This is a genomic window from Pedobacter kyungheensis (assembly GCF_000812965.1).
Classification (GTDB): domain Bacteria; phylum Bacteroidota; class Bacteroidia; order Sphingobacteriales; family Sphingobacteriaceae; genus Pedobacter; species Pedobacter kyungheensis.
Genome location: NZ_JSYN01000022.1, coordinates 55,171 through 75,771, shown reverse-complemented (window position 1 = coordinate 75,771; position 20,601 = coordinate 55,171). Strand labels below are relative to the sequence as shown.

Sequence of the window (20,601 nt, the reverse complement as noted above, 5' to 3'; positions counted from 1 at the left end):
AAAGTACTTGTCAGTAGAGGTGTTACAGAATGATATTGATGAGTACATCGATTACTATAACTACAATAGGATTAGGTTGAATCTAAAAGGAATGAGCCCGGTTGAATACCGAGCTCACATCCAAATAATTAATTGTTAAGTTTGTCTAAACTTTTGGGGGCAGTCCATTTAACAGAATGGGATTGATATTTTACATCCAGACTTCGGACTCCGGACTTTCCAACTAAAGTGCAGCTTTTGCAGCAGCTTCAGCCCTGATGATATTTAACGCACCACCAGCTTTAAACCAGTCTATTTGTTGCGCATTGTAACTGTGGTTAACCGGGAACTGCTCGGTAGTGCCATCAGCATGGTGCAATACCAATGTTAATGGTTTATCAGGAGCAAATTCAGTTAAGCCTAAAATGTCGATGGTATCGTCTTCTAAAATTTTATCGTAATCGTCTTTATCGGCAAAAGTTAAGCCCAGCATACCTTGTTTTTTAAGGTTTGTTTCGTGTATACGGGCAAAAGATTTAACCAATACCGCACGTACGCCTAAATGACGAGGTTCCATCGCAGCATGCTCGCGTGATGAGCCTTCACCATAATTTTCATCACCCACTACAATTGAACCTAAACCAGCAGCTTTATAATCGCGCTGTGTAGCCGGAACAGGTCCGTACTCGCCGGTTAATTCGTTTTTAACGGTATCGGTTTTATCGTTAAAATAATTTACTGCACCAATTAACATGTTGTTAGAAATGTTATCCAGGTGACCACGGAATTTTAACCACGGACCAGCCATGGAAATGTGGTCGGTAGTACATTTACCTTTAGCTTTTATTAACAGTTTTAAGCCTTTAAGGTCGGTACCTTCCCATGGAGCGAACGGATCCAGCAATTGCAAACGGTGCGAAGTAGGTGAAACCAAAACCTGTACTTTTGAACCATCAGCTGCCGGTGCCTGGAAACCTGCATCTTCTACAGCGAAACCTTTGGTTGGTAACTCATAACCGGTAGGTGGGTCTAATTTAACCTGTTCACCTTTATCGTTGGTTAAAGTATCAGTTAAAGGGTTAAATCCTAAATTACCTGAAATGGCAATAGCAGCAACCATTTCTGGCGAAGCCACAAAAGCATAAGTATTCGGATTACCATCTGCACGTTTGGCAAAGTTTCTGTTAAACGAGTGTACAATGGTATTTTTTTCTGCTTTTTCTGCGCCCGTACGATCCCACATACCAATACATGGTCCGCAGGCGTTGGTAAAGATGGTAGCATTTAAATCTTCGAAAGTTTTTAAATAACCATCGCGGTCTGCAGTGTAACGCACTTGCTCAGAACCTGGATTAATACCAAACTCGGCTTTGGTTACCAAACCTTTGGCAATAGCCTGGTTGGCAATAGAAGCTGCTCTCGATAAATCTTCGTAAGAAGAGTTGGTACAAGAACCAATTAAGCCCCATTCTACTTTTAAAGGCCAGCCGTTTTTCTCTGCTTCAGTTTTCATTTGCGAAACGGGAGTAGCTAAATCTGGTGTAAAAGGGCCATTTAAGTAAGGTTCTAAAGTATCTAAATCGATCTCAATAACCTGATCGAAATAATTTTCAGGATCGGCGTAAACTTCAGGGTCGCCGGTTAAATAAGCTGCAATTTTGTTCGCTTCATCTGCCACTTCATTTCTGTTTGTAGCACGCAGGTAACGCTCCATACTCTCATCATAACCGAAAGTAGAAGTGGTTGCACCAATTTCGGCCCCCATGTTACAAATGGTACCTTTACCCGTACAGCTCATTGATGTAGCACCATCGCCAAAATATTCTACAATTGCTCCGGTACCGCCTTTTACAGTTAAAATACCGGCAACTTTAAGAATTACATCTTTAGCGGCAGTCCAGCCGTTTAATTTACCGGTTAGCTTTACCCCAATTAACTTAGGGAATTTTAGCTCCCATGGTAAACCTGCCATTACATCGCAGGCATCGGCACCACCAACCCCAATAGCCACCATACCTAAACCACCGGCGTTTACCGTGTGCGAATCGGTGCCAATCATCATCCCTCCGGGGAAAGCATAGTTTTCTAAAACAACCTGATGGATAATACCTGCTCCTGGTTTCCAGAAACCTATACCATATTTATTGGATACAGATGATAAGAAATCAAAAACCTCGGCACTCTCTGTTTTAGCATGAGGCAAATCTATAGCTGCACCTTCTTTAGCCGTGATTAAGTGATCGCAATGCACTGTAGATGGAACAGCCACCTGAGGGCGACCCGCTTGCATAAACTGCAACAAAGCCATTTGCGCCGTAGCATCCTGCATCGCTACCCGATCCGGTGCAAAATCAACATAGTCAGAACCACGTTTAAATGCCGTTTTAGGATCTCCATCCCAAAGGTGTGCATACAATATTTTTTCAGATAAGGTTAAAGGTCTGCCTACAACTTTACGTGCCGCCTCAACACGGCTGCCAAAGTTTGCATACACCTTTTTAATCATGTCTATATCAAAAGCCATACTTTAATTTTTTATAATTATTGTCAATAAGGTACTATCTAAATTAAACAATTTTAAACACAGTTATTTTTAAGATTTGTCATAATCTGTTATTTAAAACCATTCTATGCAGCGTTTGTGCAAAAGAAAAGGCTACCTGATGTCTCGGATAGCCTCTTCTGTTATTTTAACAATTAATATGTTTTTTTGTTTCCTATTGTTTTGTAGAGATAGGGGTAAACTTGGTTAAGTTAATGCCTTCAACCGCTACTTTGTATTCTTCGATGCTCGGAATACGACCCAAGATAGCTGAAAGTACAACTACTGGTGTAGAAGCCAGTAAAGACTCGCCTTTTTTACCGTCTCTGTCTTCTACCACACGACCCTGGAATAAACGCGTAGAAGTAGCCATTACGGTATCGCCTTTAGCAGCTTTCTCCTGGTTACCCATACACAAGTTACAACCCGGACGCTCTAAATACATGATGTTTTCATATTCGGTACGGGCTACACTTTTAGGAAGCGCATCGCTGAATTCAAATCCAGAGTATTTTTGTAAGTATTCCCAGTCGCCTTCTGCTTTCAACTCATCAATAATATTGTAAGTAGGTGCAGCAACTACCAATGGTGCTTTAAATTCTACTTTACCGGTTTGGTTCTCTACGTTTTTCAACAGTTGAGAAACGATTTTTAAATCGTCTTTGTGTACCATGCAAGAACCTACGAAACCAAGGTCTACTTTTTTGTCGCCGCCATAGTAAGTTAAATCTCTGATGGTATCGTGTGTATAACGTTTAGATACATCGGCGTTATTTACATCCGGATCGGCAATCATCGGTTCGTTGATTAAATCCAGGTCAATTACTACTTCTGCATAATATTTAGCATTGTCATCTGGTGTTAAAGCAGGTTTAATACCTGTTTTAATTTCTTCAATACGTTTGTTTGCTTTGTTAATCAATCCCTGAAGCACCTGGTTATGGTTGTCCATACCTTTGTCAATCATGATTTGAATACGGTTTTTAGCAATTTCAAGCGATTGGATTAAAGTATCGTCCTGAGAAATACAGATAGATGCTTTGGCTTTCATCTCAGCAGTCCAGTCGGTAAAGGTAAAGGCCTGGTCAGCCAGTAAAGTACCGATGTGTACCTCGATGATACGGCCCTGGAATACGTTTTCGCCATCAAACTGCTGCAACATTTGCAATTGCGTAGCATGAACCACATCACGGAAATCCATGTGTTCTTTCATGGCACCTTTGAAGGTTACTTTCACCGACTCCGGAATTGGCATAGAAGCCTCGCCAGTGGCCAGTGCTAGCGCTACAGTACCAGAATCGGCACCGAAAGCCACACCTTTTGACATACGGGTATGTGAATCGCCACCGATGATGATTGCCCATTCATCAATAGTAATATCGTTCAATACTTTGTGAATTACATCGGTCATTGAATGATAGGTACCTTTAGGGTCGCGGGCCGTAATTACACCGAAATCATTCATAAACTTCATCAGTTTAGGAATATTGGCCTGCGCTTTTTTATCCCAAACAGATGCAGTGTGGCAGCCTGACTGGTAAGCACCATCAACAATCGGAGAAATGACTGTAGCAGCCATGGCCTCTAATTCCTGAGCCGTCATTAAGCCGGTAGTATCCTGCGAACCTACAATGTTTACTTCTACGCGCACGTCAGAACCTGCATGTAACACCTTGCCTGGTGTTAAACCTACTGCATTTCTGTTGAATATTTTTTCTACGGCAGTTAAGCCCTGTCCTTCAACAGAAACTTCTTTAGCCGGAGCAAATACAACCGGAGCTTCGATACCTAAAGTTTTGGCCGCAAATGTTTGGATTTTTTTACCGAAAACGATGGCGTAAGAACCACCAGCTTTGATAAACTCCATTTTTTGAGGAGTTAACGCTTTCGCGATATCAATTAGTTCCTGATCTCCGTTATATAATTTTTTGGTTTTGGTATTAATGGTTAGCACAGTTCCGGTTGCTACTGAATATACTTCTTCTAAAACCGGTTCGTCGTTTTCATTGCGTACCACATTGCCATTCTCATCAGTTTTCTTTACCCAGTTTTTAAGGTCAATGCCAATACCACCGGTTACATCAACTGTAGTTAAGAAAATCGGCGAAATACCATTGGTACCACCCACAATTGGTGCAATGTTTACAAAGGGAACATACGGACTTGATTGCTTACCTGTCCAAAGGGCCACATTGTTTACCCCCGACATACGCGAAGAACCTACGCCCATGGTGCCTTTTTCGGCTACCAGCATTACACTTTTATCAGGATGTTGCGCCTGAAGGTCTCTGATGGCCTGTTGTGCTTCTGGTGTAATCATGCATTTACCGTGTAACTCACGATCAGAACGCGAGTGTGCCTGGTTACCCGGAGATAACAAATCGGTAGAAATATCGCCAATACCAGCAATAAAGGTTACTACTTTAATTTCTTCGGCAACAGCAGGTAATTCAGTAAAGAATTCTGCTTTTGCGTAACTTTCTAATATTTCTTTGGCAATAGCATTACCATTGTTGTAAGCCTCTTTTAAACGATCGGTATCTGCATCGTATAAGAAAACCTGTGTTTTAAGCACATCAGCTGCTTTTTTAGCTTTATCGCCATTGTCAGCTAAAGCAATGTCCAATAAAACTTTAATAGAAGGGCCACCCTTCATGTGCGATAACAGTTCGAAAGCAAAATCAGGTGTGATTTCTGCAACAACAGTTTCACCCGCAATAATTTCTTTCAAAAACTGGGCTTTAACACCCGCTGCAGCTGTGGTACCCGGCAGGGTATTGTATATGAAAAAATTAACAGCATCTGCCCTGTTAAAATTATTTACATTTTTAATCTGATCGATGATTTCGCTCAACAATTCGGCGCCATCAATAGGTTTAGGGTGAAGATCTTGGCTTTTTCTCTCTTCAATCTCCTGGATATAATCGTTATAAATACTCATCTTAGATATTTTATTCTTTTTTCGCTAAGTTTTGCGTAATAAAATACACCTTTCCCAAAAGAATACTATTATTTGTAATTAATTTGTGGTTATCAACCCAAAAAAATGAATTTTCGGATAAAACAAAAATAATAAAAAGCAAGCTTTAAATGGAATTAAAGCAGGTAATTACGCAATTTGGAATTGTTCTAAACTACGAAATTTGATGTTAATGGCAAGTCATAAAAACCGGCAAAAAGCAGGGTGATGATTGTGTGTGCTAAATCAATTTAACCGTTCAATTCCGTACAGTTTTGTTCGTTTTTGAACAGCAGAAAATTGATGAGCTGGTTAAAAGCCTGTTTTAACTCATTAGCGTAAGTATTGCCACTTCTGGCATAACTATGGCTAAAGCGTAGCGAATGTAAAACCCTTTTCGGTAAAATGGGCTAAAACCTTTGGAAGTGCGTATGCCAAACGATCAAATGCTTTTAAACTATCGTGAAAAACAATTATAGAACCATTTTCGGTATGTTTAATCACATTTTGGAAGCATTTTTCGGGCGAAAGATTAATGTCGAAATCGCCGCTGAGTACATCCCACATAATGATTTGCAGTTGGGAGTTTTCAGTTTGCAGTTGCGCGCCAGTCTTCGGACTCCGGACTCCGGACTTCAGACTTTTAATCTGGCTTTTTTTGATTCTCCCGTAAGGTGGACGAAAAAGGTTGGTTTGGGTAAGTTGCTGGCATTTTAGCGTGTTTTCGAGATAGGTTTTGTCGTCGGTTTTCCAGCCCTTTAAGTGGTTGAAAGTGTGGTTGCCAATGGCATGTCCGGCGGCTTTTACACGCTCAAAAACCTCGGGGTGTTTTACAATATTATCGCCGATGCAAAAAAATGTAGCTTTTGCGTTAAAGACTTTTAAAGTTTTTAATACAAAATCTGTAACATTGGGTATGGGTCCATCGTCAAAGGTCAGATAAATAACTTTTTCGGTGCGGGATTTATTCCATAACAATGATGGATAATACCATTTTAGCAGAAGCGGTGATTTGATCAGGTACATTTAAGCTCAAAGTTAGTAAATGCCTGTACAGATTGAAATTATTAAAGTTGTTTATATAGATTTGAAACAAATTATGAAGATGTTTACCAAGAAGAAGTTAATTACTGGTTTTACTTTTGTTGCAGCGCTCGGTTTTGCCAATATTGTCAATGCCCAACAAGTTTTAACCATTCAACAGGCTGTAGATAATACCCTTAAAAATAATTTGCAGATCAAACAAGCTGCATTTAGTGCCGCTTTAAGTAACGAAACACTAACTCAATCGAAAAACGCGCTTTTACCATCATTAAATAGCTCAGCCAGCTACAATAAAAATTTTGGTCGTAGTATCGATCCCTCTACCAACCAGTTTATTTCGCAACAATTTTCATCGGCAAATGGGAGCGTAAGTGCCAGTGCTGATCTTTTCCAGGGTTTTCAAAAAATTAACCAGATCAGACAGAACAAACTTTTGCTTGCTGCCGATCAGACCAATGTAGAAAAGATCAAAAACGATTTAATTTTACAGGTGGTTACTTCTTACATGCAGATTCTGTATAATAAAGATTTACTGGCGGCCTCTCAACAACAGTTAGAGGTGGCTAAGCAAACTTTAAAAAGAGAACAGGCTTTATTGGATGTAGGTAATAAAACCCTTGCCGATGTTTCGCAGGCAAAATCGCAGGTGGCAACAGCAGAACTGAATACCACCAACGCTCAAAATACGTTATCGATTTCTTTTCTTACTTTAAACCAATTAATGGAAATGCAACCGGAGAACAGGTTTGAAGTACAGGCACCCGCTATTGCCGATAATTATTCTTTGCAAAACAGCTATGATATCAATGCTATTTTTGCAACAGCAGCAACTTCTTTTCCGGATATTAAACTGGCCTCATTAAGAACCCAGGCGGCATTAAGAGGAATAAGTGTAGCCAAATCATCGTATTACCCACGACTTTCAATTGGTGGAGGTCTTGGAACTAACTATTCAAGCGGAAGAAGCAAGGTAGTTTCTGTTACACCAAATGGTTTTTCTGAAATAGGCCGAACTGCAACTACAAACGAATCGGTTGTGGCACCTGATTTTTTAACGGTTTTGGGCAAACAAACATTCGGGTCGCAAATTGAAGATAACTTTAACCAGTATGTAGGTTTAAGCCTTTCAATTCCCATTTTCAATGGATTTCAGGCCAGAACAAATGTACGGAAAGCAAAAATTAACTATCAGAATACCCAGGTACAGGAACAACTTACCAGAAATAACCTGAGTAAGGTAATTTCGCAAGCGGTTTACGATTTAAAAGCTGCTGAAAGCCGTTATTCTTCTACTCAAAATGCATTTCAGGCACAAAAAGATGCCTTTTATGTAATTGAGCAACGCTATAATGTAGGCTTGGTTAATTCTTTAGATTACAATACCTCACAAACGAATAGAAATAAAGCCGAAATTGATTTTATTCAGGCCAAATACGATCTTTTATTCAGGGCCAAGGTTATTGACTATTACTTAGGCAAACAAATTACTTTTTAAGATTAAAGTTTTAAGCAAAGGGTAACATTAAAACCTTCCAACTTTAAAACATTACAACTCTATTAAACAAACGAAATACAATACATAAATTATGAAACTGAAGCATATTATTATTACCGTAGTTGCGATTATAGCGCTCCTGGTTATACTAAAACTCGCTGGTGTAATTGGTGGCGATAAAACTGAAAAGGTAACTACAGAAAAAGCATCAGATAAAACTGTTGTCGAAACAGTTACGGCCAGTGGTAAAATCCAGCCGGAAACCGAAGTTAAATTAAGTTCGGAGGTATCGGGCGAGGTGGTAGAACTCAAAGTAAAAGAAGGCGATATTGTTAAAGCTGGTCAGTTGTTGTGTAAAGTACGTCCGGATGTATTGCAATCGGGTTACGAAAGAACCGTGGCTACTTTTAATGCACAGAAAGCCAGTGTAGCAGCGGCACAACAGCAACTTGCTCAAAATCAGGCTAACTTTGTAAATGCTGAGGCTACTTACAAACGTAATGTCGAGCTTTTCAATAAAAAGGTAATCTCTGCTTCAGAGTTCGATTCGGCTAAAGCTGCATTTTTAACCGCTAAAGCAAATTTAGCAAGTGCAAAAGAAAATGTAACCGGTGCCAGGTTTACTTTAGAGCAAACAGGTGCAAATGTAAAAGAAGCTGGCGCTAACTTAGCAAAAACCACTATTTATGCTCCGGTTGATGGAGTGGTTTCTAAATTATCAATCGAATTGGGCGACCGTATCTTAGGAACTTCGCAGATGGCAGGTACCGAGATTATGCGTATTTCTAATCTGTCATCAATGGAAGTTAATGTTGATGTAAACGAAAACGACATTACCCGTGTTAAAGTTGGTGATAAAGCTTCAATTGAAGTGGATGCTTTTTCAGATAAAAAATTCAGAGGTGTGGTTACCGAAATTGCAAGTTCATCAACAGCTGTTGGAACTACAACATCTACCTCGGTTGATCAGGTAACCAATTTCTCGGTAAAAATCAGGATCAGTGAAGAAATGGAAGGCAAGCAGCAATCTATTTTCCGTCCAGGTATGTCGGCAACTGTAGATATTGAAAGCGAATCGTTAACCGGATTGGCCATTCCGATCCAGGCGGTATTTACCGATAATGCAAAATCGGGTAGCGATAATAATAATCAGGGTAATCAGGAAAACACCGATAAGCAGAAATCGAAACTAACCGACAAAAAGGTTAAACAATATGTTTATACTTACGATGCCAAGAGCAAGAAAGTTAAGAAAACAGAGGTAACTACCGGTATCCAGAACGATCAGTTTATCATTGTAAAATCGGGTGTTAAAGCTGGTACCGAAGTGGTAACAGGCCCGTATTCTGCCATTCAGAACAAATTGAAAGATGGTATGGTTGTAGAAAAAACATCTAAAGACCAATTGTTTAGCAAAGACGCGAAGAAGTAGCCTTTTGAGGTGTAAGATTAAAGGTGTGAGGTGTAGGGTTTTGCCTATTCGCCTCACACTTTTGTCGTAAATATGTATAAGAAATAGTAACTTGCGGGCTTGAGATGTAAGATTTTAGGTAGGAGATATGCTTCCCGAATCTAAATATTACACCTTTTACCTTGAGCTTTAGTACATAGGACATAATAACCTTATGCCTTTTACCTTTAGCCTTATACCTCGTTAAAATATGGTACCTAAAATAGCAATGATAGGGGGCGGGAGCTGGGCTACTGCCATCGTAAAAATGCTTGCAGATAATTTATCTGAGAAAGAGATTTTTTGGTGGATGCGTAATGAAACAGCCATTGAGCACATTAAAAAATTTAAGCACAATCCGCATTACCTCAGTTCTGTTGAGTTAAAGCTCAATCAGGATAATATCTCATCAGATATCAATTCGATTATAAAATCAGCTGATTTTGTTATTTTAAATGTTCCTGCAGCCTTTTTAAAAGAAACACTCTCAGCTATCACACCCGAAGATTTAAAGGGCAAGAAAATGGTATCGGCCATTAAAGGGATCGTACCTGAAGATAACCTGATTATAGGTGAATTTTTGCACCAGAATTACCATATTCCATATCACGATATTTTGGTGGTGAGTGGCCCATGCCATGCCGAAGAAGTAGCCTTGGAAAAACTATCTTACCTGACCATAGCCTGCACAGATATTGAGAAAGCGGCAGCATTTGCCTCCATTTTAAATACCCGTTACATTAAAACCAACGTTTCTGATGATATTTTCGGTACCGAATATGCTGCGGTTTTAAAAAATATTTATGCGGTAGCAAGCGGTATTTGCCACGGTTTGGGTTATGGTGATAATTTTCAGGCGGTGCTCATCAGCAATGCCATACGCGAAATTAAGCGCTTTGTAGATGTGGTGCATCCCATTGACCGCGATATTAAGGAATCGGCTTACCTGGGCGATTTATTGGTAACTGCTTACTCGCAATTTAGCCGCAACCGTACTTTTGGTAACATGGTGGGTAAGGGCTATACCGTAAAATCGGCACAGTTAGAAATGAATATGGTGGCCGAAGGTTACTATGCTGCAAAATGTATGCACATTAAAAACCAGGAGTATAATGTTGATATGCCTATTTGCAAAGCCGTCCATAGCATTATTTACGAGAAACGTTCGCCGCAGATAGAAATGAAGCTGCTGGCCGAAAAGTTGAATTAAGCTTTACCCGCAGTTATTTAGTTTTTAGCCCTGGGCACGCAGCGGCATCCCCTAAGCGCAGCTATCGTGTAGAAACAGCTTTTACAATTCCCGCTGCTATGCGTCATTGCCAGCTTGATCCGATAGCTATCGGATGGCAATCTTAATGCAATAAAAAAGGCTAGTGGACATAATTTTTGTAAAGCAGGTTTTGTGCTATCGGTTACGGCAGTCCTTCTTTCCACTATTATCTTTTTGTGAGGGGTTAGTTGGAACATTTTGGTTAGTGCACCAAAAAGGATAACCGCTGCAATAAGGTTTATTTAACAAAAGGCAGTTTAAGAAACCAGGCATCGGTTTGCAAATTGCTGGTATATCCTGAACTTTGTGCATTGCAACAACTGTGTTTTTAGCCCCTTGCCCGTTGCAGGCGGGTGGGCGCAGCGGCATCCCCAAAGCGCAGCTATCGTGTAGATACAGCTTTTGCAAATCCCGCTACACTATACGTCATTGCCAGCTTGACTGGCAATCTTAATGCAATAAAAAGGCTGGTGAACATAATTTTTGTAAAGCAGGTTTTGTGCTTATCGGTTACAGCAGTCCTTCTTTCCTCTACTATCTTTTTGTGTGCTTAAGGTTAAACTATTGCTATAATAAATAGCAGTGCTCAACAATCTTTTGTACAAGCCAGCCAATACAAAAAGTATATCCGCTACAATGAGGTTTATTAATTTCCGGCGGTGCCCCAAACAAAAACCGTATGGCGCTGTTATCATAAAAACAATATAGCTGTCATGAAAAAGAAATTAGTAATGGGTTTATTAACAATGGCCTTAATTGGCGGTGTAACCCTTAGCGTTAACGCACAAGAAAAGAAAAAAACTGAAGTAGGTAAGGCATTAGACCATACCGGTAAAGCCATAAGCAAAGGGGCTAAATCTGTTGGTAATAAAACCGCCGAAGTAGCCGTAAAAGGCAGCTCGAAAGTAGCCGATAAAACCTGGAAAGGTAAAATGGCACCAGATGGTTCTGATGTTTATATTAACGGAAAGAACGAAAAATATTATGTTAACGCTAAAGGGGCTAAAATCTGGTTAAAACCAAGCCAGATTAAAGACAGGCCAGTGTCTAAAAACTAATTAAGACGCCGACGGTATCTTAAATATAGAATTGTCTTCCTGAGCCTGTCGAAGGACTTGCTCAAACGCTGTGCAATACGTTTCGACAGGCTCAACGTGACAAACTCTTGAGGAAACTAAGGCCAGTGATACAGCCTCTTTTTATTACAAGGGGATGAATTAATACAATAGCCTTAAAACTAAAAATCCCGAAAGCAAGCCTTCGGGATTTTTAAACAGTTATATTTTATTAAACAATTGTGCCGTACAAATCGAAATCTTCAGCTCTGTCAACCTTAACATTCACAAAGCTTCCGTTGGCAGCATATCCTGTAGCCGCATCAATTAATACTTCATTATCTACCTCAGGCGAATCGAATTCGGTTCTGCCGACAAAGAAATCGCCTTCTTTTTTATCGATCAGCACTTTAAAAGTTTTGCCAACCTTTTCCTGGTTAATATCAAATGAAATACCTTGCTGTATTTCCATAATATCATCTACGCGCTGTTGTTTAACTTCCTCCGGAACATCATCAACCAATGTATGGGCATGTGTTTTTTCCTCGTGCGAGTAGGTAAAGCATCCCAGGCGATCAAATTTGGTTTCAGCAACCCATTCCTTCATCTCTTCAAAATCGCGCTCTGTTTCGCCCGGATAACCGCATATTAAAGTGGTACGCATGGCAATATTAGGTACCTTATCTCTGATCTGGTTAACCAGATCGATGGTTTTCTGTTTGGTGGTGCCGCGGCGCATTGATTTTAGCATATTATCGGTAATGTGCTGCAACGGCATATCCAGGTATTTGCAAATGTTATCACGCTCGTTCATGGCATCTAAAATTTCCATTGGGAAGCCAGAAGGGTAGGCGTATTGCAGGCGGATCCACTCAATGCCTGGTACATCTGATAAGCGGCGCATCAATTCATCCAGTTTACGTACGCCGTAAAGATCCAAACCGTAATAGGTAAGGTCCTGCGCAATCAGGATCAGCTCTTTGGTGCCATTTTTAGCCAGTATTTTGGCTTCGTTAACCAATTCTTCCATAGGCTTGCTCATGTGCTTACCACGCATCAGCGGAATGGCACAGAAAGAACATGGACGGTTACAGCCTTCGGCAATTTTAAAATAGGCAAAGTGAGATGGGGTAGTGAGTAAACGTTCGCCAATCAGCTCATGTTTGTAATTGGCACCCAGCTCGTGCAGGATATTTTGTAAATCGTTGGTGCCAAAAAAGGCATCAACATTGGTAATTTCCGATTCCAGTTCGGGTTTGTAACGCTCAGAAAGGCAACCGGTAACTACAACCTTACCAATCTTCCCGGCTTCTTTCAGCTCGCTAAACTGCAGGATGGTATCGATTGATTCTTGCTTGGCGTTATCGATAAAACCGCAGGTATTAATTACTACGATATCATCTTTACCCATTTTGTCTGATTCGTGGGTAACGTTTAGGTTGTTGCCGCGCAACTGACCCATTAATACTTCCGAATCGTATATGTTTTTAGAGCAACCTAATGTAATGACATTGATTTTAGGTTGTTTAACAGTGGCTTTTTTTATTGTTTTGGTATTCATGTTATGTGTAATAGCACCGATATAAAATGATTACACCGATTTAGGTGAGTACCGATGATATATTTAAACGGACAGTCGTTTTACTTCGCAGCTTGAGTTGCCAAAGTTAATCAATAATCCTGTTTTAATTTTACTGGCTTTTAAGTATGATATAAGTTGACTTTGAAATAACTTAGGCTGGTACCCTGTTACGGATTTTAATTCTACAATTACCTTATCTTCAACAAAAAGATCGCATCTGAATTTCCCAATGATAATATTCTCAAATACTACATTAAATTCCTTTTCTGCAATGTAGTTTAAACCTGCTTGCTGGAGTTTAATTTTTAGCGCATTCACATATATTTTCTCTAAAAATCCTGGACCTAACTGATTATGAACTTCATAGCAGCAGCCTATAATCTTTTGTGTTAGCGTATCTTTTTCATATTCGATCATACTTAAATTTATATAAAATCTGTGAAATCATATAAATCTGTGGAATCATACGCTTATTTAAACAAACTATTCACAAACTCCTTTTTATCGAAGAGTTGCAAATCATTTATTTTTTCGCCTACACCAATATATTTAACCGGAATTTTAAACTGATCGGAAATACCGATTACTACACCACCTTTAGCTGTTCCGTCTAATTTAGTAATGGCTAAAGCATTTACATCGGTAGCTTCGGTAAATTGTTTACACTGCTCAAAGGCATTTTGGCCGGTTGAGGCATCCAGTACCAGTAAAATTTCGTGAGGCGCACCTGGCACCACCTTTTGCATTACCTGTTTAATCTTACCCAGCTCGTTCATCAAGCCGATTTTATTGTGCAAACGACCTGCTGTATCGATAATTACAACATCTTCATTGTTGGCAACAGCCGATTGTAGCGTATCAAAAGCTACAGAAGCAGGATCTGAGCCCATGGCCTGCGCCACAACCCGAACGCCTACACGTTCTCCCCAGAGTTTAATCTGGTCAACTGCGGCAGCCCTGAAAGTATCAGCAGCGCCTAAAACAACCTTTAAGCCCGATTCTTTAAGTTTATGGGCAAGCTTTCCAATAGTAGTGGTTTTACCAACACCATTTACACCCACAACCATAATTACATAAGGCTTATGGTCGCCATATTCAAACTGGCGAAAATCGTTGCTGTTATTTTCTGATAAGAGTAACTGGATCTCATCGCGCAGAATAAAATTCAGCTCGGAAGTATTCAGGTATTTATCGCGTGCAACGCGGTCTTCAATACGTTTAATGATTTTTAAGGTGGTACTAACACCTACATCAGAAGTAACCAGCACTTCTTCGAGGTTATCGAGTACTTCATCATCAACAGCAGATTTACCGGCAACAGCTTTGGTAATTTTACTAAAGAAACCGTCTTTTGTTTTCTCTAAACCTTTATCCAGTGCTTCCTGAGCTTCAGGTGCGGTTTCTTTCTTTTTGAAAAAGTCAAATAAGCCCATTAGTTATTAATTATGTTCTTTAAAAATTCGGTAGGCGTTTGTACGGCTATTTTACTGCTAACAAAGTCTTTTACATTTCTTGTTACGATAAGATCAATCTGATTTAGTTCTGCTGCTGCATTTTGTACTGCATCTTCAAAATCCGAAAATTTAGAATGGATCGCGAAGATGATCGTATCGTGGTTAATGCCCAAAATATTAACCGTACCAATAAGGGTCGTAAGAATATCAATTGTTCTGTCATGGCCAATATTTTTTTTACAGATGTAGTATATATCAGTAAAAGTTGAAGCTAGTATGTATCCATTTACATTGATACCATCAACTTTGTTCAGTGCCTCGAAAGAATCACTAAAAAAGGGAGCCCTCTTAAGGCTAACATCTATAAAAATATTGGTGTCAAATAGAATATTCATTTACTTATGCTTATCCATAAGATAATCGTATTTAGCTTTATCCGGATCAATTCCTTCTAAAATGCCCGAAAATTTATCAAGAAATTCTCTCATATTTTTTTTCGGGGTATTTTTGGTTGTCTCGTTTAAAATAATGACTTCAACCTCTTTGTTTTTTACATCGAATCCTTCTGGAACAGAAATGGTTCCATCTTCAGAAACCTTGGTTTTAAACTTATATGCTTCCATGGTTATGTTTTTTCAAAGATAATCAATTATTTTCTGAGGTAATTTTCAATAACAAAAAAAGCCCTCCCGGTTGAAACGGAACGGCCTGTAATATTTTCAATATTAAAAAATATTAACCTTATTTAGATGCAATAGCATCTTTTACGTGGTCGTTGTGTACGATAAGCTCTTTGAATGAGTAAGCACCAGTTTTAGGTGATTTTACCATTGTAATTACTTTCGAATATTCTTTACCTGTACCTGTTTTAAGGGTTGCAACTACTTTCTTTGCCATGTTCTTATAATTTTAATTATTAGATTTGAGATATCAGACATTAGATTTAAGACATACAAAATGCTTCAGTCTTTAAGCTTTGGTCTTTTATCCTTTAACCTATTTAATTTCTTTATGTACGGTTACTTTTCTCAATACCGGGTTGAATTTTTTCAATTCTAAACGCTCAGTAGTGTTTTTACGGTTTTTGGTAGAAATATATCTAGACATACCTGGCATGCCACTTTCTTTGTGCTCAGTACATTCTAAAATAACCTGAACTCTGTTACCTTTTTTTGCCATTTTAATATTAGTTGTAAACTGTTAATCTCAACAGTTAATGTTTTTTACAAAAATCCTTTTTTTACGAAACGGTTGATTGCTTCGCTAATACCCACTTTATTGATGGTTTTAATCGCTGAAGTAGAAACTTTCAACGTAATCCAACGGTCTTCTTCAGGGATATAAAATTTCTGAAGTTTCAAATTAGGATAAAATTTGCGTTTGGTTTTAACGTTCGAGTGTGATACGTTATTACCTTTCATTGCCATTTTTCCTGTTAAATCACAAACTCTTGACATGACTTGTAAATATAGTTGTTAAATATCGTCGCTTAATTTTTTTAAGAGTGTGCAAATATCTGAATAATAATTGTAAAAGGCAAGAGCCTAGCTAATTATTTTTATAATTTATATCAACATCCCATCTTCCGGCTTCCTTTAGTTCAAAATCTATATATTCTGTACCAGCATGTAGCCGTAAGCGTAAGGGGAAATTAATATTGGTAAGCGTATAGAAATTTTGTGTTGTCGATTTTTTGTCAACTTTAATGTTATCATACCCGCCGTTCAAAACTTCAATATTGTCAAAAATTGGTCCGGTTTCACTTTTTGCTTCTACTGATTCCGATTTGCCAACAACTCCATAAGCAGTTGAATTATTGTTAACACTAGTCAGTTTCTTTTTACCTACAGTAATGTAAACGATTTGACCTGATTTCTTGCTCTTTCGGATTTCAACTGATTCTATGTTTTTAGATTTGCCTAAAACCTTGTAGGTTGAGGTTTTAGTAGTGTCTGTTTTGACAAGCAGGTGAAATTCAGAGCTGGCGAGCGTTCTATTTCCCATAACCATGAAGAATAGAACAAGTGATAAAGCGATATTTTTCATATATCAAAAATAATTATTTCCAATCAAACGTTTGATATTTATTTTGATACGATTTAACTATTTCTCCTTGTTATTATTTATTTAAATTAGCCGCAACTAATCCAAAATATAAAACGAGCAATGCAAATTACATCTTTTAAGCAATACGAAGAAGATTATAAGAAAAGCGTAGAAAACCCCGAGCAGTTCTGGGGTGAGGTTGCGCAAAACTTTCAATGGCGTAAACCCTGGTTCAAGGTATTGTCCTGGAACTTCAATGAACCTAATATCAAATGGTTTGAAGGCGCTAAGCTTAATATCACCGAAAATTGTTTAGACCGTCATCTTGCACTCAATGGTGATAAACCTGCCATTATCTGGGAGCCCAATAACCCGGAAGAAGAACCCGTTACCTATACCTATAAAATGTTGCACGAACGCGTTTGCCGCTTTGCCAATGTGTTAAAACGCAATGGTGCCAAAAAAGGCGACCGCATTTGCATTTACATGCCTATGGTACCTGAGCTGGCTATTGCAGTATTGGCTTGTGCGCGTATTGGTGCAGTACATTCGGTTATTTTTGGTGGTTTTTCTGCCAAATCTATTGCCGATCGGATCAATGATTCGCAATGTAAGCTGGTAATTACTGCCGATGGCTCATACCGTGGTAACAAACAAATTCCGCTTAAAGATGTAATTGACGATGCTTTGATCGGTTGCCCAACGGTAGAAAAGTGTATCGTTTTAACCCATATCCGTACCCCTGTTTCCATGCTGAAAGGCCGTGATGTATGGTGGGAGGACGAGGTTAAACATGTGAACGATATTTGCGAAGCCGAAGAAATGGATGCAGAGGATATGCTTTTCATTCTTTATACTTCGGGTTCAACCGGTAAACCTAAAGGTGTGGTACATACCTGTGGGGGCTACATGGTTTACGCAGGTTATACTTTTGCCAACGTATTTAATTATCAGCCAGGCGAAGTATATTTCTGTACTGCTGATATTGGCTGGATTACCGGTCACTCTTACATTGTTTACGGACCGCTTTCGCAGGGCGCAACCTCTGTGTTGTTTGAGGGCATACCAACTTACCCGACCCCATCGCGTTTTTGGGATATTGTAGAAAAACATAAGGTAAATACCCTATATACTGCACCTACAGCCATCCGTTCGTTAATGAGCTTTGGCGATGAGCCTTTGAATGGTAAAGATTTAAGCACAATCAGGGTATTGGGCTCAGTAGGTGAGCCGATTAATGAAGAGGCATGGCACTGGTTTGATGAGAAAATTGGTCATGGAAAAGCGCCTATTGTAGATACCTGGTGGCAAACGGAAACCGGGGGGATTATGATTTCGCCTATTGCTACCGTAACGCCAACCAAACCTAGTTTTGCTACTTTGCCTTTACCGGGTATTCAGCCTATTTTGGTTGATGAAAACGGTAATGAAATAACCGGGAATGATGTAACGGGTAACCTTTGCATTAAATTTCCTTGGCCAGGTATGCTGCGCACCACTTACGGTGATCACGAACGCTGCAAGCAGACTTATTTTTCTACTTACGAAAATTTATATTTCACCGGAGATGGTTGTTTGCGTGATGCAGATGGTTATTACCGGATTACCGGTCGCGTGGATGATGTGTTAAACGTTTCGGGACACCGGATTGGAACTGCCGAAGTAGAAAATGCGATTAACATGCATGCTGGTGTAGTAGAAAGTGCTGTTGTAGGTTACCCACATGATGTAAAAGGGCAGGGCATTTATGCCTTTGTAATTTATCCTGAAATGCATGGAGAAGCCGATTTATCTAAAAAAGATATCCTGCAAACTGTTACCCGTGTAATTGGTGCCATTGCCAAGCCTGATAAGATTTTGTTTGTGTCTGGTTTACCGAAAACTCGCTCAGGTAAAATTATGCGCAGAATTTTAAGAAAAATAGCTGAAGGCGATACCACTAATTTGGGTGATACTTCTACTTTGCTGGATCCGGCAGTTGTGGAAGAGATTATCGAAGCGGCCAAAACGCTAAAATAATTGATGTAAAATCAAGAGATATACCATGCCTCCGGAAAACCCGGGGGCATTTTTTTTAGATGCTGCATACATTCATCTCCTTACGTTTTTTAAAACAATAATAAGTTTTACCTGTTTTTTAGATATAACATTAACATTTAGAAAAACATACACGCATGGATAAGTTAGAATTAAAAGGAAAGTGGAATGAAATAAAGGGTAAAGTTAAACAGGCTTATGCCGATTTAACAGATGATGATTTGAAGCATGAGGAGGGACAAGATGATGAGTTGTTGGGGAAACTGCAACAAAAAACGGGAAAAGGTAGGGAAGAGCTGGTAAAGTGGATAAATTCCCTTTAATAGTAGTCACGCAAAAAAAGAAAGCAGTCCAAATCAGGCTGCTTTCTTTTTTTGCTTTCGGTTAATGTAGCCTTTAGGTCATAAGTAGGGCTAACCGAAGGTAGTTGAAGGTTTTAAGAATACTTTTGCCGGTATTATAATTTCCCATAAATATGGATGCTAATTCATTAAAAAATATACCTTTCTCGGTACTAGATCTGGCTACTGTTTTGGATGGCCATACCGCCGCCGATACTTTTAAAGACAGCTTAGCATTGGCTAAACAATCAGAAGATTTGGGTTACCGGCGATACTGGTTTGCCGAACACCATAACATGGCTGGTGTAGCCAGTTCAGCCACTGCTGTGTTAATTGGCTTTATTGCAGGTGGTACCAAATCTATTCGTGTAGGTTCTGGTGGCATTATGTTACCCAACCACGCACCTTTAATTGTGGCCGAACAGTTTGGTACGCTGGCTTCGCTTTATCCTAACCGGATCGATTTAGGTTTGGGAAGGGCTCCTGGTACCGATCAGATCACTGCTATGGCCATCAGGGGCGAAAATATGCATGCCGTACATAATTTCCCAGGCGATATTGATAAGCTGCAACGTTTATTCTCGGCCGAAAACAATAAAGCCAATGTGCGCGCCATTCCCGGAGAAGGACTTGATATTCCGATTTGGGTATTAGGATCGAGCACCGATAGCGCAAGATTGGCAGCAGAAAAAGGTTTACCTTATGCCTTTGCCAGCCATTTTGCGCCCGCTTACTTTGAGCAGGCCATTGCCATTTACCGCAATAATTTTAAATCCTCTAAATTTTTACAGGAACCCTATGTAATGGCCTGCGTAAATGTGGTAGCTGCTGATACTGATGCCGAGGCTGATCGCCTGGCTACTTCAGTTAAAAGAATGTTTTTAGGGGTAATTACCGGTAAAAGAGAATTGTTGAAACCTGCTGTCGATAATATGGATAGCTATTGGGATCAGCTTGAAAAAGAAGCAGTAGAACAAATGCTGTATTATTCTTTTATTGGGAGTCCTGAGACTATTAAAACTGAGTTGAGTAACTTCATTGCTAAACATGGTGTGAACGAAATCATGAGCACTTCACATATATACGATCATGAAGCAAAATTGTATTCAAATAAGCTATTTGCCAGCGTTTTCGGATAATTGATCTAAAAACAAAAAGCGTTTCGATACAAGATCGGAACGCTTTCCTTTTATTAATTTAAGCTCAAGCTTTTTGCTTTGAGCCTTTTCACCACCTCAGGCACCTAAGAGCATCTGAGCTTTTCGCTTTGGTCTTTTTGCTTTGAGCCTTTTCACCACCTCAGACACCTAAGGGCATCTAAGCTTTTCGCTTTGGTCTTTTCGCTTT

Annotated in this window: 20 protein-coding genes; 8 read left to right on the top strand and 12 right to left on the bottom strand. The window is 39.4% G+C overall.

Annotated elements, in window-relative coordinates:
• A partial coding sequence (locus tag OC25_RS27390) for an IS3 family transposase (RefSeq protein WP_156131525.1) occupies positions 1–139 on the top strand: 139 nt, incomplete at its 5' end.
• An 84-nt stretch (positions 140–223) separates the two neighbouring features.
• Here the strand turns inward: OC25_RS27390 and OC25_RS18155 are convergent.
• From OC25_RS18155 to OC25_RS18145, 3 genes are all read right to left on the bottom strand, one after another.
• Positions 224–2,503, bottom strand: a complete 2,280-nt coding sequence (locus OC25_RS18155) for an aconitate hydratase (RefSeq protein ID WP_039478960.1) — start codon at positions 2,501–2,503, stop codon at positions 224–226.
• Positions 2,504–2,696: 193 nt separating this feature from the next.
• Positions 2,697–5,462: a bifunctional aconitate hydratase 2/2-methylisocitrate dehydratase gene (locus OC25_RS18150; protein ID WP_039478958.1), complete on the bottom strand. Its 2,766-nt coding sequence runs from the start codon at positions 5,460–5,462 to the stop codon at positions 2,697–2,699.
• A 387-nt stretch (positions 5,463–5,849) separates the two neighbouring features.
• Complete coding sequence (locus OC25_RS18145) at positions 5,850–6,506, bottom strand: polysaccharide deacetylase family protein (RefSeq protein WP_039478957.1); 657 nt, start codon at positions 6,504–6,506, stop codon at positions 5,850–5,852.
• A 73-nt stretch (positions 6,507–6,579) separates the two neighbouring features.
• Here OC25_RS18145 and OC25_RS18140 point away from each other — a divergent pair, with 73 nt between their 5' ends.
• The 4 genes from OC25_RS18140 to OC25_RS18120 all read left to right on the top strand — a co-directional run bounded on the left by OC25_RS18140 (position 6,580) and on the right by OC25_RS18120 (position 11,797).
• Positions 6,580–8,019, top strand: a complete 1,440-nt coding sequence (locus OC25_RS18140) for a TolC family protein (protein WP_039478988.1) — start codon at positions 6,580–6,582, stop codon at positions 8,017–8,019.
• Positions 8,020–8,110: 91 nt separating this feature from the next.
• Positions 8,111–9,451, top strand: a complete 1,341-nt coding sequence (locus OC25_RS18135) for an efflux RND transporter periplasmic adaptor subunit (RefSeq protein ID WP_082018640.1) — start codon at positions 8,111–8,113, stop codon at positions 9,449–9,451.
• 229 nt (positions 9,452–9,680) lie between these two features.
• Complete coding sequence (locus OC25_RS18130) at positions 9,681–10,679, top strand: NAD(P)H-dependent glycerol-3-phosphate dehydrogenase (protein ID WP_039478952.1); 999 nt, start codon at positions 9,681–9,683, stop codon at positions 10,677–10,679.
• Between the two features lie 773 nt (positions 10,680–11,452).
• Entirely contained in the window at positions 11,453–11,797 is a 345-nt protein-coding gene (locus tag OC25_RS18120) for a hypothetical protein (protein WP_039478950.1), read from the top strand.
• Positions 11,798–12,026: 229 nt separating this feature from the next.
• On the opposite strand, the gene rimO is transcribed toward OC25_RS18120, so the two are convergent.
• From rimO to OC25_RS18080, 9 genes are all read right to left on the bottom strand, one after another.
• Positions 12,027–13,355 carry a 30S ribosomal protein S12 methylthiotransferase RimO gene (gene rimO, locus OC25_RS18115; RefSeq protein WP_039478948.1) on the bottom strand — a complete coding sequence of 443 codons (1,329 nt, stop codon included), beginning with the start codon at positions 13,353–13,355 and terminating at the stop codon, positions 12,027–12,029.
• A 63-nt stretch (positions 13,356–13,418) separates the two neighbouring features.
• Positions 13,419–13,793 carry a GxxExxY protein gene (locus OC25_RS18110; protein ID WP_039478946.1) on the bottom strand — a complete coding sequence of 125 codons (375 nt, stop codon included), beginning with the start codon at positions 13,791–13,793 and terminating at the stop codon, positions 13,419–13,421.
• A gap of 53 nt (positions 13,794–13,846) precedes the next feature.
• On the bottom strand, positions 13,847–14,809 hold the full coding sequence (gene ftsY, locus OC25_RS18105) for a signal recognition particle-docking protein FtsY (RefSeq protein ID WP_039478945.1): 963 nt from the start codon (positions 14,807–14,809) through the stop codon (positions 13,847–13,849).
• The gene (locus OC25_RS18100; RefSeq protein WP_039478944.1) at positions 14,809–15,225 is read right to left on the bottom strand and encodes a type II toxin-antitoxin system VapC family toxin; all 417 of its coding nucleotides are present in this window, start codon (positions 15,223–15,225) and stop codon (positions 14,809–14,811) included. Before OC25_RS18100 ends, ftsY begins: the two co-directional genes overlap by 1 nt.
• Positions 15,226–15,453: a hypothetical protein gene (locus OC25_RS18095; RefSeq protein WP_039478943.1), complete on the bottom strand. Its 228-nt coding sequence runs from the start codon at positions 15,451–15,453 to the stop codon at positions 15,226–15,228. It lies immediately after the preceding gene.
• A gap of 118 nt (positions 15,454–15,571) precedes the next feature.
• Positions 15,572–15,727: a DUF4295 domain-containing protein gene (locus OC25_RS27385; RefSeq protein ID WP_010599808.1), complete on the bottom strand. Its 156-nt coding sequence runs from the start codon at positions 15,725–15,727 to the stop codon at positions 15,572–15,574.
• Between the two features lie 99 nt (positions 15,728–15,826).
• Positions 15,827–16,009, bottom strand: a complete 183-nt coding sequence (gene rpmG, locus OC25_RS18090; RefSeq protein WP_010599807.1) for a 50S ribosomal protein L33 — start codon at positions 16,007–16,009, stop codon at positions 15,827–15,829.
• Positions 16,010–16,053: 44 nt separating this feature from the next.
• Positions 16,054–16,287, bottom strand: coding sequence for a 50S ribosomal protein L28 (gene rpmB / locus OC25_RS18085; protein ID WP_010599806.1), 234 nt, complete (start codon positions 16,285–16,287; stop codon positions 16,054–16,056).
• 91 nt (positions 16,288–16,378) lie between these two features.
• Positions 16,379–16,876, bottom strand: coding sequence for a hypothetical protein (locus OC25_RS18080; RefSeq protein WP_039478941.1), 498 nt, complete (start codon positions 16,874–16,876; stop codon positions 16,379–16,381).
• Positions 16,877–16,984: 108 nt separating this feature from the next.
• On the opposite strand from OC25_RS18080, the gene acs reads away from it, so the two are divergent.
• The 3 genes from acs (at position 16,985) to OC25_RS18065 (ending at position 20,393) form a co-directional block, all read left to right on the top strand.
• Complete coding sequence (gene acs / locus OC25_RS18075; RefSeq protein ID WP_280740793.1) at positions 16,985–18,895, top strand: acetate--CoA ligase; 1,911 nt, start codon at positions 16,985–16,987, stop codon at positions 18,893–18,895.
• Between the two features lie 155 nt (positions 18,896–19,050).
• A complete protein-coding gene (locus tag OC25_RS18070) occupies positions 19,051–19,236 on the top strand; it encodes a CsbD family protein (RefSeq protein ID WP_025145117.1) in 186 nt (61 codons plus the stop codon).
• A 152-nt stretch (positions 19,237–19,388) separates the two neighbouring features.
• On the top strand, positions 19,389–20,393 hold the full coding sequence (locus OC25_RS18065) for an LLM class flavin-dependent oxidoreductase (protein ID WP_039478934.1): 1,005 nt from the start codon (positions 19,389–19,391) through the stop codon (positions 20,391–20,393).
• The last annotated feature ends 208 nt before the right edge of the window (positions 20,394–20,601 follow it).